Here is a 15572-nt window from a genome sequence, read left to right as displayed (position 1 = left end):
CACCCCGACCCCGACCCGTCGAGAGCCCGTCGAGAGCCCGGAGTCAGGAGGCCGTCATGCCCGCTCTGTCCCGACCTCGTGTCAGTGTGATCATCCCCGCCTACAACGCTCTGCCGGAGCTGACCCGGGCCGTCACCTCCGCGATGGACCAGACCCTGGGGCAGGACCGGGTCGAGATCATCGCGGTGGACGACGGTTCGACCGACGGCACCGGCGAGGAGCTGGAGCGGCTCGCCCGCACCTGCCCCGCGCTCCACGTCGTCCACCAGGAGAACTCCGGCTGCGCGGGCGTCCCCCGCAACACCGGCCTTGACCACGCCCGGGGCGACTTCGTCTTCTTCCTCGACTCCGACGACTACCTGGGCCCGGACGCGCTGCGCCGCATGGTCGCCATGGCCGACGCCCACGGCACCGACATCGTCCTCGGCAAGATCGCCTCGGTCGGCGGACGGGCCGTGCCCAGGGCCGTCTTCCAGCGCAATCAGCCCCGTACGGACATCTTCTCCTCCCACGCCTATCTGACCCTGGGCCCGTGGAAGCTGTTCCGCCGCTCCCTCATCGAGCGGCTGCACCTGCGCTTCCCGCCCTACCGCAACTGCGAGGACAAGCCGTTCACCGCGGCCGCCTACCTCAACGCCTCTGGTATCTCCGTGGTCGCCGACTACGACTGCTACTACGTCCGCTACCGCGAGAACCGCACCAACCTCACCCTCACCGCATCCGACCTCGCCCACCGCATGGACGGCACCCGGCTGTGCTTCGAGACCGTGGCCCGCTATCTGGAGCCGGGCCCGCGCCGGGACCAGATCATGCGCCGCCATGTGGAGTGGGAGCTATGCGGTCCGCTGCGCGCCCTGCTGCCCCGCGAGAGCGAACGGGACGCGCGGGAGCGGTTCTTCCCCGAGTTCCGGCACTGGGCGAGCACCTGGGTGAGCGACGCCCTCTTCGCAAGGCTCGATGCCCCCGACCGGCTGCTGATCCATCTGCTGCGCGCCGACCGCTTCGACGATGTGCTGACCGTGGCCCGGAGCGCCGGGGCGGACGAGCGGCGCGGCCATCTCGTCGACAAGGGCCGGGTCTACTGGCTGCACCCCTTCTTCCGCGACCACGCAGCCGCCGTCCCCGACATCTGCTTCGACGTGACCGACCGGCTGCCGGTCCGGCACCACCTGGAGGCGGCGAGCTGGCACGGCGGGGTGCTGCGGCTGGCCGGGCACGCGTATGTCGAGGACGTGGACTCCCTCGACCCGGCCACCGAGATCGTGCTGCGCAAGTACCGGGCCGACCGCCCCGAGGTCCGGCTGCCCACCACACCGTGCCTGTCCGCCCATCCGCTGCCGGGCGAGGGGCGGCGGTACGAGATGGCGGGCTTCACCGCCGAGATCGACCCGGCCACCGCGGACGGCGGTGCCCCGCTGGAGCGGGGGCTGTGGAACATCTATCTGGACGTCCGCGCCCAGGGCGTCAGCCGTACGGTGCGGTTCGGCAACCGCCGCGAGGGCGGTGAGGTCACCCACCCCAGCCGGCGCCGCGTCCCCACCTCCCAGGGACCGGTGACGGTGGTGCCGTACTTCACCCCGTACGGCAATCTCTCGCTCGACGTCGGCGAGGTGGCCCATCCCCTCGACCCGCCCTGCCAGGTGCTCAGGACCATCTGGCGCACCCGCGGCACCCTGCTGGTCGGCGGACGGCTGACCGAGGAGGCGGAGCGGGACGGCGGGGTGCTGCGGCTGCGCGCCGAGACGGGGACGGGCGCGGTGCACGAGGTGCCGGTCCGCACCGAGCAGGGCGGCTCCGCGACCGTCTTCACCGCCCGGCTGCCGATCGGCCGCCTGGGCGCGGGCTGCTGGACGCTGACGCTGATCATGGAAGGACCCGGGGAGGAGGCGCCGCGCCGCACCGCGATCGTGCCGTACTTCGACCGGCTGGCCGCCACCCGCTGGCTCCGCTTCGGCTGCCGTCCGTACTACGCCAAGCCGATGGCCCTGGGCCCGGCGCGGGCCCTGGGCCTGGAGGTGGCTCCGATCAAGCTCGTGAGGGCGGTGCGGCGGCGGCTTGGGCGGTGAGCGTGGCAGATTCCCCTACCCGCCCCTTCCCGCTACCAGGGGCTTCGCCCCTGGACCCCAGGACGCCCTTCGGGCGTGTCCTCAAGCGCCGGAGGGGCTGATTTCAGCCCCTCCGGCGCTTGAGGAGCGGGGTCTGGGGCAGAGCCCCGCACGCGGCGGAGCCGCATATCGTCAGGTGTCGGGAAGGGGCGGGTAGGGGAACAGCCCGCCGCAGGCGTCAAGATCCGTTCAGCCCCAGCCGGTTGCGTACGGCGGCGAGCAGCCGGACCGGGGCCACCCGCAGCTCCAGGGTCACCTCGCCGCGCCCCATGAGCGGCTTGGCGTAGTACGGCCGGCCGCGCCGCACCCAGCGGGCGCCGGGCAGCCGGGCGGGCGGCGGCACGGGCGCGGCGGGTGCGGTGCGCCCCCGGCCCTGGCCCTGGGAGTCGCCCGGGTCGACGACGGCCAGCGTCACCGTCCACCGGCCGCGCCCCAGGTCCCGCACCGGCAGCCGGGCGGTGAAGGCGCCCGCCGGATGCCCCGCGGCGAACCGCACCGGATGGTCGTGGACCCGTCCGTCGGTGTGCTCGGCGCGCAGCCGCAGCACCCGCCCGCGCGCCGGGGTGCCGGGCGGCAGCAGCCGTCCGGCGACGACGAGGGTGCCCTTGTCCGACGGGTGCCACACGGCCTCCGTCACCTCGCAGGGCGCCCCGCGCGGGGCCGGGCCGATGTCGAGGGAGAGATTGCGGTACGGGCTGGTGAAGTACGGCGTGACCCGGGCGCGCAGCCCGGGCCCGGCGGCCACCACCCGGCGCGCGGTGCCGATGTCGAGCAGGTCGTCATGGCGGCTGCCGAACCGCACGGTGCGGCTGATGCCCTGGGCGCGGACGTCGAGGAAGACGTCCCAGACCCCGGGGCGCAGCGGTGTGCCGCCGTCGGCGGTGGCGATGTCCACGTCCGCCTCGAACCGCGCCGGGTCGTCCTCCGACGTGGCGTCCACCGGGATCCGCACCTCGTCCCGCGCCTCGCGGCGGCGCAGCACCAGCTCGGCGCGGTCCTCCTCGGGGTCGGCCGCCAGCCCGTCGATGGCCGCCCGGCCGCGCACCCGCAGGGTGCTGCGGCCGTGCCAGCCGGCGCCCGCGAGATGGTGCCGCACCGGCAGCCGGTCGGTCACGTCGAAGCAGGCGTCGGGGACTTCGGCGTCGGGGTCGCGGAAGAAGGGGTGCAGCCAGTAGACGCTGCCCTTCTCGACCAGATGGCCGCACCGGGCGTCCCGCTTGGCGTTGCGCACGACGGACAGCAGATCCTCGAAGCGGCCGGTGCGCAGCAGATGGACCATCAGCCGCTCGGGCGCGGTGAGGGTGGGGAAGAGCGCGTCGGAGCAGTGGGCCAGTGCCCAGCGGCGCAGCTCGGGCAGGAACCGCTCGCGGACCTCGGTCTCGTCCTCGCGCGGCAGCGCGCGCAGGGCAGGGCACAGCTCGCGCCGGATGTGGTGGCGCATCACCGCGTCGCGGCGGGCGCCGGTCCGGGTGTGCCGGGCGGCCGTCTCGAACAGCGGCCGCATGGCCTCGACGCGCTCGGCGAGACCGGGTGCGGCGCGGCCCGGGTTCGGGCCCAGGTGGTAGCAGTCGTAGTCGGCGACGACGGAGATCCCGGAGGCGTTGAGATAGGCGGCAGCGGTGAAGGGCTTGCCCTCGCCGTGGCGGAGGTGGGCGGGGAAGCGCAGCCGCAGCCGCTCGATCAGGGAGCGGCGGAACAGCTTGCACGGCTCCAGGCTGGCGTAGGCGTGGGAGCTGTGGACGTCCGTGCGCAACTGGTTGTGGCGGAAGACCGCCTTGGGGACGCCGCGCCCGTCCGGGGAGACCATCTTGCCCAGGACCACGTCGGTGCCGTTCTGGTCGGCCATGGCGACCATACGGCGCAACGCGTCGGGCGCGAGCCGGGCGTCGGCGTCCAGGAAGAAGACGAAGTCGCCGGTGGCGCGGGCCAGTCCGGTGTTACGGGGGCCGCCGGCCCCGCCGCGGCAGGGCCGTGGGTCGCGGACCACTTGGAGCGAGGGGCAGTCGGCGGCGAGCCGGTCCAGCTCCTCCGCGGTGCCGTCGGCCGATCCGCCGTCGACGGCGATGATGTCGAGGCGGCTGAGCCCGAGGGTCTGCTCCATGGCGGAGGTGACGGCCCGGGTGATCCCGGGCATGGCGTCACGGGCGGGGACGATCACGCTGACACGGGGAGGCGGGCCGGGGCGGCGATTGCGCGGCATGCTGGCTCCGGAAGGTGTGCGGGGGGCTCAGGAGGCGTGGGAGTGGGGGGCTCCTGGGACGGGGCCGGGGAGAGGGCCGGGGGACGGGGCCTGGGGTGGAAGCTCATGGTGGGGGCCTGGGGTGAGGTCCGGGTGTGGGAAGTGCTGCTACCGGGTGACGTAGATGTGGGGTGTCGGGTTACCGGGTGATGGACCAGCGTCCGGCGCCGGGCGGCGAGGCCGTGTGGAGGTCGCGCAGCCGGACGACCGCCTCTCCCTTCTCGGCGAGCGCGTCGACGGCGTCGGTGAAGCGCTGGATGGACGGTGGTGTGGCGGGGCCGAGGAGGAACTCCTTCACCTCGCGGCGGGCGGTGCGCAGCTCGTCGAGGGAGGGGTCGAAGAGCGGGCGCAGGAGGTTCTGCATTGCTGATGCCCCGGGTCCGAGCGGATAGGCCGCCCTGGCCATGACGTTCTGCCGCCGGAACTCCTCCTCGTCGAGCCCGGCCGGGACGGTGAGGGCGTACGGCTTGAGGGTGGCGAGGAAGTCGCCGACCACGTCGGAGGGGTCACCGATCAGCAGATCCGCCTGGTCGAAGCAGGAGTGGAGGGTGGGGGCGTCCCCCTCGATCACCTGGTGGAGCCAGGGTGGTGAGGCCGCCCAGTGGGCCTGGTGCCACTCCCGGCGCAGCCCCTCGGCCTCGGTGAGCAGGGCCGGATCGGGTGCGGCGCGGTCTCTGGTGAGCATGGCCTCGTCGGCGTCCGCCCGGCGCAGACGGGCGTCGAGCGCGGCCATGCGCTTGGTCAACTCGGCGCGGTGGCGGGCGGCTTCGGCGCGGAGGGCTTCGGTGTGCGGGGTGTCGGTGTGCGGGTCGTCGGTATCCGGGGCCCGGGCGTCGTCGGGCTCTTCGCCGAAGGCGTCCGGGGGCACGGCGTCCCCGCCGAGGGCCTCGGCGGCGAGGGCGTCCGCGCTGAGGGCGTCGGCGGCGAAGGTGCCCTTGCCCAGGGCGTTCACCGCGAGGGCCGCCGCGGCGCGCCGCTCGTTGGCGGTCTGGATCAGGGCGACGATACGGCGGTGGGCGGCGTGGTCCTCGGGGGAGCGGTGGCCGGTGGGCGGATGCGGCCGGTAGAGCAACCGGACCGGGCGTTCGCTCTCCAGCAGGGCTCGTACGATCGGCTCACCCGCCGCCAGGTCACGGGTGGGCGCGTAGAGCACGGTGGGCAGGGGCGTGGCCGTGGGCGTCGGCGCGGGGGCGTGACCGGCTCCCGCGACGCGCAGGCCGTCGAGCTGGGGGCGGCCGATCTCCACGATGTCGGCCTCCTCGACCCCGACCGCGGCCCGCACATAGCGGCGGCGCCCCGCCTCGCCCGCGACCCACACCTGGTCGTAGACCTTGCTGTACGGATCGACGGCGGCGGTCTCGTCGCCGTCGCCCGGGGCCAGGAAGACGTGCTGCATGGTGGGGATCCGCAGGAGGTGGATGTTCCGGCCGGTGTTGGCGGGGTAGAGCGCGACCCGCACCCCGCTCAGGTCCAGCTGCGACAGATGGGCGGCGCTCGGCACGCACAGCACCGGCAGCGGCGTCGGCTCCAGGGCCTCCAGCAGCTCCCGTTCGCGCAGGATGACCAGGGACGGGGTGTGCAGCGCGGCCACCGGCCCCAGCCACCGGGTGACCTGGTCGGCGCGGTCGCGCGGGCCGGAGAAGTACAGCACCGTACGGGGGTGGTGCCGGATCAGCCAGGCGTCCACCTCGGCCAGCACCTCGGCGGCGCCGGGCAGCCGTCGGGTGGCCCGGACCAGGTACGGAACGAGCGCCACCACCGTGATCAGGGAGGAACCGGCGGCGAGGGTGAGCGCCGCCACCACCCAGCGGGCGTCGCCGGTCGTCAGCGACGCGGTGAGCCCGAGCAGGGCGGACAGCTCGTAGACCAGGATCCGCTGACCGGGCCATTCGGTGAGTCTGCGGGGCGGCCGGTCGCTGATGTCCAGTCGGCGCAGATCGATGTTGCGGGCCGCGACCGCGAGGGCGCGGCGCCGCCGGATGAGGGTGGTGAGCGCGGCGTGCAGGGCCTGCCCGGCGAGCAGACACAGCACCAGCGTCATGGCCGCGGCCAGTCCGATGGGGCCGGTGACATGGAGTCGGCCGAGCAGCAGGAGCAGTAGCACACAGCGGAACTCGAAGCGTGACGTGGCACCCATGTGGAGCCGCCCCAGACGGGTCATCAGCCCCGGCGCGGTGCGGTGCAGCAGCAGCTCACAGCCGCACCCGGCCAGCCCGGCGGCCGCGAAGACCCCTCCGGCCCCGGTGAGCGCCGCCACCGCCATGGTCACCAGACACCCGGTCAGCGCGGCGAAGGCCACGAGACCGCGGGGGCTTTCGATACCGAGGCGGTTCATGACGCGTGCCCTTCGCGGCGGATGAGTCGTCCTGATTGCACACTGTAGGCGAATAGTCGTATTTATGCCTTTTGTTGTCGTGAGTGAGAGTGAGGCTGAGCGTTGGGGAAGCGCGGGATCTCCAAGCACGCGGCGATCGTGTTCCCGGCGGCCGTCATGCTCGGGCTGGGGCTGTGGGGCCTGGACCGGGGCACGATGTGGCGCGATGAGTCCGCGACGTACCAGATGGCCCGGCGGACCCTCCCCCAGATCCGCGACGCGCTCGGCACGGTGGACGCCGTCCACGGGCTCTACTACCTGCTGATGCACCCGGTCCTGGCCCTGCGGCCCGCCGAGGTGACCATGCGTCTGCCCTCGGTGCTCGCCGCTACCGCCGCCACCGCCCTCGTCGCCGCCCTGGGCTGTCGCCTCGCCCGCCCCCGGGTGGGGCTATGGGCCGGTCTGCTCTACGCGACCACGCCCGTGGTCACCCACTACGCCCAGGAGGGCCGCTCCTACGCCCTGGTCGCGGCGAGCGCGGCGGGGGCGACGTATCTGCTGGTGGGCGCGGCGGGGCTGGCGCCGGGGACGAGCGGAGGGGGCCGGGCGGGCGGCCAGGCGGACCGGCCCGCGCGGGGTCCGGTCCTCGCGCCCGGCGAGGGGACGGCCCTCGCGCCCGGTCCCGCGCCGGGTGCGGCGCCCGGGCCCGTGTCCGGTCCCGGGACGGCGTCCCGCCCGGCCGGGCCGGTGGGCGAGGCGGCGTCGGCCACACGGGTCCGTTCGGCCGTACCGGTACGCGGCGACGTGCCCCGCCCGGCGCCGGGCCCGGGTCCGGGCGGGCCCGGGACGAGGGGCCGTACGGCGGCAGGGTGGCGCTGGGCGGCGTACGGGGGAGTGGTGGCCGCGACCGCGCTGCTGCACGTGTTCGCGGTGCTCATGCTCGCCGCGCACGCGTCGACCCTGCTCGTCTCGCGCGCCCCGCGCCGCGTGTGGTGGGGCTGGGGGAGCGCGGCGGCCGGGGCGGTGGGGGCCGTGGTGCCGCTGGCGCTGGTGGCCCGGCGGCAGAGCGCGCAGATCGCCTGGATACGCCATCCGACGCCGGGCCGGCTGTGGGCGGTGGTCGAGGAGTACGCGGGCCCCAGCGCGCTCGTCCTCGCCGGCAACCTCCTGCTGGTCGCGATCGCCGTGGTCCGCCCGCGCCGACGGACGTTGACCGCGGTCGCCCTGCCCCTGATCTGCGTCCCGCCCGTCCTCCTCTTCGCCCTGGCCCTCCACCGTCCCTGCTTCCACGAGCGCTATCTCCTCTTCGCCCTGGCGGGCATCCCGCTGCTGGCCGCGGCGGGGGCGGACCGGCTGGTGGCGGGGGCGGACCGGCTGGCCGAGGCAGTGTCCGGCCGCCACCGCGCCGCGCCCGCCGTGGTCGCCGCGGCCGGGGTCCTCGCGGTCGGCTGCGCGTTCGTCTGGCAGCTCCCGCTGCACCAGCGGGAACGGGAGCCGTTGAGCCGTCAGGACGACTTGGCGGGGCTGTCCGCCGCGGTGGGGCGGCTTACCCGGCCGGGTGAGCCCGTGTTGTACGACCCGCCCAAGGAACGGCGGATCGCCATCGCCTATCCGCGCCCCCTCGCCGGGCTGCGCGACATCGCGCTGGCCACCCCCGGCCCGGCCTCCGGCACGCTCTACGGGGTCGACGTCGGCCCCGCCGAGCTGCTGCGACGGCTGGACGGGGCACGCTCGGCATGGCTGATCGCGGCCGATGAACCCGAGACACGCGGCCCGAAGGCGGCCGTGCTGACGGGGCACTTCCGGCTGGCGTACTCGCTGTGCCTGCCCGGCATCCGCCTGGAGCGCTATGTGCGGGCGGGGCCCGCGCACTGAACGCTAAGCTCTGCGGATGACCTTGGAATGGGAACAGGTAATCGTTCACTCGGAAGATCCGGTGGCCCTGGGGCAGTGGTGGGCCGAGGCTCTTGGCTGGGTTGTGGTCCACTCCTCCGATGACGAGTTCGAGATCCGCCCGGAGCCGGATCGCGTACCAGGGTTGGACTTCGTCCGGCTGAACGAGAGCAAGAAGGCCAAGAGCCGACTGCATCTCGACTTCAGGCCCGATGACCAGGACGCCGAGGTGGCTCGTCTGGTGGCGCACGGCGCACGGCGAGTTGACATCGGCCAGGGTGATCAGTCGTGGGTCGTATTGGCGGACCCGGAAGGCAACGAGTTCTGCGTCCTGGGCCAGCGGCGTCAGTAAGGCTCACGCGTTTGAGGAGCGGGGCCCGGGGCGGAGCCCCGGCGGGGGTGAGGGGGCGGAGCCCCCTCTTTCGGGAAGGGCGGGGTGGGGAAAGCCATCTCTCGCGCACCCACCCCCGCCGCTCATCGCCACCCACCCCCGCACCTCACCCCCGCAACGACCCGCTCCCCGTAGCCTGCGCCCCCGGCGCCCGCCGAGCCGGAACGACGGCGCGCCGCGCCAAAGCCGCGGCGCCCGCCAACCGCAGCAGCCCCGTGAGCGGCACGCGCGCCGCCCCGCGCGGCCCCGTACGGGGCACCCGCACCGCACCCCGCGCCGAGCGGTACGGCGCGTTCCACCCGTAGGGGAACGACGCCTTGTCCGTCGTGATGATGTTCGTCGTCTCGTCGCACGCCAGAATCGCGATCAACCACCGCCGCACCATCCGGTGAAAGGCGGGCGTCAGCGGCCGCGGCGCCAGCAGCCAGTCGCGGCACTGGCCGCTCACCGCCGACCGGTACGTGGTCTCGTCGTAGCGGTGCCAGGGCGCCTCCGGGGTGATCGGGTGGAGGCCGTAGTCCATGGCGGTCAGCGGCGCCAGGGCGGTGCGCAGCGCGTTGTGGTCCGCGCCGGGGAGCAGTTCGCATACGATCCACGGCCGGTGGCGCCGGATCGTGTCGTACGACCCGCGCAACACCGCCGCCTCCAGCGTCTCCACGTCGATCTTGATCAGATGCGGGGCGAGACCGCGCTCCCCGGTGAACGCGTCGACCGTCGTGACCGGCACCGTGACCGACTCGGTGTGCCGGCGGTGGGCCGGGTTCAGCGAGTTGGAGGACTCCGACTTGAGGGAGAAGTACAGCTCGGCGGTGCCCGGTTCATCCGCCAATGCGGTCTGCTGCACCTCGAACCCGAGCCGGTTGCACTCCCGGATCCGGCGGCACAGCGCGGCCGTCTCCGGGGTCGGCTCGAACGCGATGGCCCGCGGCCCGCGCCCGCTGTCCCCGTACACCGCGCTGATCAGCGCCGAGTACAGCCCGATGTGCGCGCCGATGTCGTACACCGCGCTGCCCTCGGGCGCCTGCTGGGCCAGGGCCAGCAGGGTGGCCTGGGTGGTCGGCTCGTAGCCCGCGAGCCCGGAGCGCCGCAACTGCCGCTGTACGGCGGTCTGTTTGCGGCTGAGCACATTGAGCGCCCGCGGATACGGCCCGCCCGCCTCGAGGACGTCCGGGTTCAGGGGAAGGGTGATGGCGAGGGGCATGGCTGCCGCGTCTCCTGTCGGGTGACGGCCCGCTCCAGCGGGCTGGGGAGGGGGAAGTAGGCGTCGAGGAAGGGGCGGACCAACGCCAGCTGGTCCTCGAGGTCGTGCTCGGAGGAGACCGTGTCGTTGAGGCAGAACGCCTGGCAGTGGCGGGCCCGCAGCAGTCTGGCCAGCCGGGTGCGGATGGTGGGCTGGGCCAGGTCGAAGTAGTCGTAGCGCAGATGGGCGGGGACCGCGCGCCCGGTCAGGAACGCGTAGTAGTGGTGGAGCGAGGACGGTACGGAGATGTCCGACGTCGAGCGCACCCGGTGGGCCATGGTCGCGCGGACCGCGTCCGGGAACTCCTTCTCGATCTCGGCGAGCACGCTGGTGCGCAGGGCGTGCGGGGTGTGCTTCATCTTCTGGGTGATGGCCGGGCCGAACCGCTCCTCCAGCAGCGCCCGGTTGTTCTTCCCCGCCGCCGATACGGGCACGTCGCCCGGGCCCACGGGGGTCAGCGGGATCAGCGCGCGGGAGGGGAAGAACTTGGAGACGCCGTTGGCCAGGAAGAAGTCCTGCGGGGTGACCGGCGAGCCGAGGAAGACATCGTCGTTGAAGTAGAGGAAGTGCTCGGCGAGTCCGTCGATGTGGTGCAGCCGGGTCTCGATGGCGTGGGAGTTGAAGGTGGGCAGCACATCGGGGTCGTCGAAGATGTCGTGGTGGTCCACGACGGTGATCCCCGGGTGCGAGACGGCCAGCCAGTCGGGCACCTGACGGTCGGTCACCAGATAGATATGGCGCACCCAGGGTGCGTACAGGTACAGCGAACGCAGCGAATAGCGCAGCTCGTCGCGGTTGGCGTAGCGGGCGGCGTTGGCGGCCTGGGCGTGGTAGCCGGTGCCCGCGAGGGCCGCCCGCCGCCGCTGCCACTGCGGATCCGAGCCGTCCACCCAGGTGTAGACGACGTCGATGGGGAAGCGGACCTCGTCCGGCAGCCGGGTCAGGAACTCCGGGCGGGTGCGCACCAGCGGCCCCGGCTGCCAGCCGATGGGCGGGGCGAGCCGGGTGAACAGCTGGTCGGGGGCGCGCACCGGTTCGCCCACGAGCGGTACGGACGCGGTGGTGCGGTTGAAGCGCGGCGCGATCAGCACCCGCTCCTCGCCCTGCCCGCCCGGCTCCCAGAACTCGATGTCGCAGCCGTGCGCCGGGCCGAGGACCAGCCGTCCGCCCGGCCCGGTGTGGAAGCGGGTGAAGCGGACCACGGGGGCGGCGGCCAGCCGCCGCCAGGCCGCTCGCGTACCGCCGAACCGGGGCGGGGTCGCCGGGTGGCCGCGCCGCGGGGGCAGTGAGACATAACCCGCCTCCTCGGCGCACAGCGCGGCCAGCGCCTTGACCACCTCCCCCCGCTGATCGGCCCGTACGCCCACGGCCGAGCCGACGTTGCTGTAGCAGCGGACCACGAAGTGGTCGATCCGGGCCCGGTCCAGGGCCTCGCACACCAGCCGCAGATTCTCGGCGCGCGCGAACAGCGGGGTGGGGGAGGGGGCCAGGGTCGCCACGAGGGCGCCGCCCCGTCGGTCGGCGATCACCGTCCGGCCGGACCCGGCCAGCAGCCCGGCCCGGCGCATCCGCCGCCGCGCCCGGCGCAGCCGCAGCGTGCCGGAGGCGGCCGACAGCCCGCCGAGGCCCCGCATGGCCGCCCGGCGCAGCCCGGGGCCGGTCATGGCGACGACCGCGCGGCGCAGCGGCAGCGGGACCGTACGCCGGTATCCGCGCACCAGTGGCGGCGGGTCGGCGAGCCAGGGGCGGGGGGCGGCGGGCGGTGCGGTGAGGGGCATCGTGCGTCCTGGGTCGGGGCGTCGGGGCTGGGCGCGTCGAGGCGGGGTGGGGTGGGGCGGACGGGACGGGGCGCGAGGGCTGGTGGGGGCTGGTGGACGGGAGGGGACGCGAGGGCCGGTGGGCGTTAGTGGGGGCGGCTCCGATGGGGGAGTGAGGCGGCTGGTGCGGGTGCTGGTGCGGGTGCGGGTGAGACGACGGGTGGGGTGCGCACGGCCCCGGCCCGTCGCGCCGTCCGGGCCTCTGCCTCGACGGGCCGGTCATAGTCGGCCGGAGCCGTACGCACGGCGGCGGGGGCGGGACGGCGCTCGGCGAGCGGGACGACGGGCGGCAGCAGTTCGGGGGGCTCGCCGAGGAACACCCGGCGCACCACGCGTTCGGCCGCCCGCCCGTCGTCGTACGGACAGAAGCGGGCCCGGAACGCGGCGCGCAGCGCGGCCGAGCGCGGACCGCACCAGGCGCCCGTGGCGAAGAGGGCGATCAGCTCGTCCTCGGTGCGGGAGACCGGGCCGGGCGGGGCGGCGGTGATGTCGAAGTAGACGCCGCGGGCGGCGCGATAGGCGTCCCAGTCGTCGGCGTGGATGACGATGGGGCGGTCGAGGTTGGCGTAGTCGAACATGATGGACGAGTAGTCCGTCAGCAGTGCGTCCGCCGCCAGGCACAGCTCCTCCACCCGGCCGTGGGCCGAGACATCGAGCACCCGGCCGCGGGAACTCACCGAGTTCGCCGAACCGTCCGGAGCGTGGAAGTAGTGCGGCCTGACCAGCAGCGTGAACCCGGGCCCCAGCGCGCGGGCCACCCGCTCCGGGGCCAGCCGTGGCACGGGGCGGCGCTGGTAGTCGCGGTGGGTCGGGGCGTACAGCACGGCGACACTGCCCGCGGGGATGCCGAGCCGGGCGCGCAGCCGGGCCACGTCGTCCTCGGTGGCGTGCTGGAAGACGTCGTCGCGCGGTGAGCCGTAGGGGAGCGTGGTGTAGCCGGAGGGGTAGACCCGCTCCCAGACCAGGGTGGTGTGGCGGTTGGCGGAGAGGCTGTAGTCCCAGCGGTCCACCCGCTCCAGCAGCTTGCCGAAGTCCATGCCACGGGCGGCGGCCGGGCGGTCCCGCAGATCCAGGCCCATGTGCTTGAGCGGGGTGCCGTGGTGGGTCTGGAGATGGATCTGTCCGGGCCGCTTGCGCATCCCCGGTGTGAAGTTGACGTTGTTGACCAGGAAACGGGCGCGGGCCAGCGCCGTCCAGTACGCGGCCGAGCCGGGGTGCAGCCGGCGCACCCCGGGCGGCAGGGTGTGGGCGTACTCGGGGGTGGTGATCCAGGCGGTGCGCACCCCCGGCACCAGCTCGCGCGCCTTCGCCTCGATGGCCGCCGGATGGCAGGCGTAGCCCTTGTGCCAGTACGCGGCGAAGACGGCGAGCCGGGGATCGACGGGGCGGCACAGCTGCACCCGGTAATGCACCCACAACGCGGCCGCGCGCAGCCGGGCGTACGCGACCGGGGCCACGGCGACGGCACTCCGCCACGCCCGATCGCCACCCCGCAGCAGCTGATACACATGGCCGGCGCCCAGCCGGAGCAGCAGACACCGCCACCGGGCGCGCCCGGGGGGTGCGGCCACGCCGTACGGCCGGTAGCGCCGGTGGTGCGCGCCCGCCCGGCGGAAGAACTCGGCCCGGGCCCGCACCGGCAGCCGGTCCGGCGCGGCGGCGATCACGCCGAGGTGGTCGACCATCCGCCGGAACAGCGCCGGGCGCCAGTGGGCCAGTTCGGGCCGGGCGTCGAGGAACCGGAACACCCGGTCGTACTGGTCGAACACATCGAGGTGGCGCCGGCTGGTGGTGCGCAGGATCCCGCCGCGCCGCCGCTGCCGGTAGTGGACGCACACCCGGTCCAGGACGGCGATGGACCCCGCGCTGAGCAGCACGGAAAAGGTCCAGGGCGTGTCCTCGTAAAATCCGACCGGAAACGCGAAGTCCCCCTCCCGGACGAAGTCCCGCCGATACGCCTTGTTCCAGGCGACCATCAGCAGCCGCAACAGCTCGGGCCGCTGATCGAGCCGGAACGCCTGCCGGACGCACCCGGGATCCCCCTCCCGGAGCAACTCGGCCCGGACGTTCCGTACGACGTCACCCGTCCAGTCCACCCGCGCGTAGTCGAAGACCAGCACCTGCGGCTCGCCGGTCCGCGCCAGCCGGTCGGCGATGGCGCGCAGCGAGCCGGGGGCGAGGGTGTCATCCCCGTCGAGAAAGAGCAGATAGTCCCCGGTGGCCCGCCGAATCCCGGCGTTCCGCGCCCGCCCGAGCCCCGCGTTCTCCACCAGATGCACGGCCCGCACCCGCGGGTCCCGATCGGCGGCCTCGTCGATGATCGCGCCACAGGCGTCCGGCGAGTGGTCATCGACCGCGATCACCTCCAGGTCCGTGAAGTCCTGCTCCAGCACGGACCGCAGACAGTCACTCAGATACGGCTGGACCTCGTATGCGGGCACGATGACGCTGAACCGGGGCACGGCGCATCCCATCGGTCGAAGCGGCACGGATGGTTCCTCACACCATCATCTGAACGCCCACCGAATAGGACGACGCCATGGCGAGGCACCCCGCGAAAGCCCTCGTTCGGCCCAATGCCAGCCCTCATGAGGTCCAGGACATGACTGTCCTGCTGGTTGACTACCCCTCTGAGAGAAACTAGTTTCCTATCAGGAAACTAGTTCTGCTGGAGCATAGACAAGCACCACCTGGAGGTACCCCATGTCCGAGCGCATGACCCCGTCCGCCGAGGCCGCCCGCGCTCTGCGCGACGTCGAGCGGCGCCGCGACCAAGCCCGCGCCTCGGAGCAGGAATCCCGCTGGGTCAGCGTCGTGTTCGGCGTCGCGATCTTCGCCCAAATGGCGGCACCCGACTTCGTCGGCGACGATGTGCGCTCCTGGATCTCCATGGCGCTCGCCGTACTCTCCTTGGTGTACATGGTGATGCTGCGGACCCCCCGGGGCGGCGCCCTCCTGGGCCGGCCCACCCGCGTGCGCAGGGAGGAAATCTCCCCGCGCTTCATACGGCTGGCCCAACTGGTGATGGTCGCCGTGGCGGTGATCTGCTTCCTCGCCACACGCTTTCTGCCGCACGGGCCGTTCCCGTACACAGGGACGGTGGTGGGCGCGGTGATCGGTGCCACCCTCATCCTCTTCGGCCGCAACCTCCAGCGAGCCCTGAACTCCCTGGCGTTCCGAGGCGACGGCAAGGACGGCCTGGGCGGTGCCACCTATGGATCCCGCTGACTTCGACACCGCCCTGCTCGACCCGACGCGGCTGTCGATCGTGTCGCTGCTGGTGGGCGTGGAATGGGCCGAATTCGGATGGGTGCGCGAGTCGGTAGGCATGTCGCCCTCCGCGCTCTCCAAGCAGGTCAGCACGCTCGAGACCCGGGGCTATGTCGAGGTGAAGAAGGGTTACGTGGGCAAACGCCCCCGAACCTGGCTCGCACTCACCCCGCCCGGACGGGCCGCCCTCGAAAGACACGTGGCGGCGCTGCGCCGCGTCGTCGAGGAATCCCAGCGCGCCGCGGAGCGGCGCGACGCCTGACCAAGTAGAACGTCAAGCGCGTTCTCACTCTCTGTGGTGAT

General features: G+C 73.6%; 10 protein-coding genes. 5 read left to right on the top strand and 5 right to left on the bottom strand.

Annotated elements, in window-relative coordinates; translation table 11 throughout:
• Nucleotides 1-56: 56 nt before the first annotated feature.
• Nucleotides 57-2066, top strand: a complete 2010-nt coding sequence (locus ACJX2R_RS22210; RefSeq protein ID WP_413101549.1) for a glycosyltransferase family 2 protein — start codon at nucleotides 57-59, stop codon at nucleotides 2064-2066.
• Nucleotides 2067-2283: 217 nt separating this feature from the next.
• Here ACJX2R_RS22210 and ACJX2R_RS22205 read toward each other — a convergent pair whose 3' ends face one another.
• Together ACJX2R_RS22205 and ACJX2R_RS22200 are read right to left on the bottom strand one after the other, a co-directional pair.
• Entirely contained in the window at nucleotides 2284-4305 is a 2022-nt protein-coding gene (locus ACJX2R_RS22205; RefSeq protein WP_413101548.1) for a glycosyltransferase, read from the bottom strand.
• Between the two features lie 178 nt (nucleotides 4306-4483).
• Nucleotides 4484-6679, bottom strand: a complete 2196-nt coding sequence (locus ACJX2R_RS22200; RefSeq protein ID WP_413101547.1) for a hypothetical protein — start codon at nucleotides 6677-6679, stop codon at nucleotides 4484-4486.
• 156 nt (nucleotides 6680-6835) lie between these two features.
• Between ACJX2R_RS22200 and ACJX2R_RS22195 the strand changes: the two genes are divergently transcribed.
• The gene (locus ACJX2R_RS22195) at nucleotides 6836-8533 is read left to right on the top strand and encodes a hypothetical protein (protein ID WP_413105928.1); all 1698 of its coding nucleotides are present in this window, start codon (nucleotides 6836-6838) and stop codon (nucleotides 8531-8533) included.
• Between the two features lie 16 nt (nucleotides 8534-8549).
• Nucleotides 8550-8903, top strand: a complete 354-nt coding sequence (locus tag ACJX2R_RS22190) for a VOC family protein (protein ID WP_262705841.1) — start codon at nucleotides 8550-8552, stop codon at nucleotides 8901-8903.
• 145 nt (nucleotides 8904-9048) lie between these two features.
• Here ACJX2R_RS22190 and ACJX2R_RS22185 read toward each other — a convergent pair whose 3' ends face one another.
• From ACJX2R_RS22185 to ACJX2R_RS22175, 3 genes are all read right to left on the bottom strand, one after another.
• Nucleotides 9049-10143 (bottom strand): FkbM family methyltransferase, encoded by a 1095-nt coding sequence (locus tag ACJX2R_RS22185; RefSeq protein WP_413101546.1) that lies wholly within the window; start codon nucleotides 10141-10143, stop codon nucleotides 9049-9051.
• Nucleotides 10116-11960 carry a stealth family protein gene (locus tag ACJX2R_RS22180; RefSeq protein ID WP_413101545.1) on the bottom strand — a complete coding sequence of 615 codons (1845 nt, stop codon included), beginning with the start codon at nucleotides 11958-11960 and terminating at the stop codon, nucleotides 10116-10118. Before ACJX2R_RS22180 ends, ACJX2R_RS22185 begins: the two co-directional genes overlap by 28 nt.
• A 125-nt stretch (nucleotides 11961-12085) precedes the next feature.
• On the bottom strand, nucleotides 12086-14461 hold the full coding sequence (locus ACJX2R_RS22175) for a CDP-glycerol glycerophosphotransferase family protein (protein WP_413105927.1): 2376 nt from the start codon (nucleotides 14459-14461) through the stop codon (nucleotides 12086-12088).
• A gap of 241 nt (nucleotides 14462-14702) precedes the next feature.
• Here ACJX2R_RS22175 and ACJX2R_RS22170 point away from each other — a divergent pair, with 241 nt between their 5' ends.
• Both ACJX2R_RS22170 and ACJX2R_RS22165 read left to right on the top strand, forming a co-directional pair.
• Nucleotides 14703-15227 (top strand): hypothetical protein, encoded by a 525-nt coding sequence (locus ACJX2R_RS22170; RefSeq protein ID WP_413101544.1) that lies wholly within the window; start codon nucleotides 14703-14705, stop codon nucleotides 15225-15227.
• Complete coding sequence (locus tag ACJX2R_RS22165) at nucleotides 15214-15531, top strand: winged helix-turn-helix domain-containing protein (protein WP_413101543.1); 318 nt, start codon at nucleotides 15214-15216, stop codon at nucleotides 15529-15531. Before ACJX2R_RS22170 ends, ACJX2R_RS22165 begins: the two co-directional genes overlap by 14 nt.
• The last annotated feature ends 41 nt before the right edge of the window (nucleotides 15532-15572 follow it).

It is taken from the genome of Streptomyces sp. Inha503 (assembly GCF_047215865.1).
Taxonomy (GTDB): domain Bacteria; phylum Actinomycetota; class Actinomycetes; order Streptomycetales; family Streptomycetaceae; genus Streptomyces; species Streptomyces lycopersici.
This window is presented reverse-complemented; position numbering and strand designations above follow the sequence as displayed.

Coding starts and splice junctions, on each gene's coding strand:
- ACJX2R_RS22205 (WP_413101548.1), bottom strand. CDS start 4,305: ATGCCGCGCAATCGCCGCCCCGGCCCGCCTCCCCGTGTCAGCGTGATC.
- ACJX2R_RS22170 (WP_413101544.1), top strand. CDS start 14,703: ATGTCCGAGCGCATGACCCCGTCCGCCGAGGCCGCCCGCGCTCTGCGC.
- ACJX2R_RS22190 (WP_262705841.1), top strand. CDS start 8,550: ATGACCTTGGAATGGGAACAGGTAATCGTTCACTCGGAAGATCCGGTG.
- ACJX2R_RS22180 (WP_413101545.1), bottom strand. CDS start 11,960: ATGCCCCTCACCGCACCGCCCGCCGCCCCCCGCCCCTGGCTCGCCGAC.
- ACJX2R_RS22185 (WP_413101546.1), bottom strand. CDS start 10,143: ATGCCCCTCGCCATCACCCTTCCCCTGAACCCGGACGTCCTCGAGGCG.
- ACJX2R_RS22200 (WP_413101547.1), bottom strand. CDS start 6,679: ATGAACCGCCTCGGTATCGAAAGCCCCCGCGGTCTCGTGGCCTTCGCC.
- ACJX2R_RS22210 (WP_413101549.1), top strand. CDS start 57: ATGCCCGCTCTGTCCCGACCTCGTGTCAGTGTGATCATCCCCGCCTAC.
- ACJX2R_RS22165 (WP_413101543.1), top strand. CDS start 15,214: ATGGATCCCGCTGACTTCGACACCGCCCTGCTCGACCCGACGCGGCTG.
- ACJX2R_RS22195 (WP_413105928.1), top strand. CDS start 6,836: ATGCTCGGGCTGGGGCTGTGGGGCCTGGACCGGGGCACGATGTGGCGC.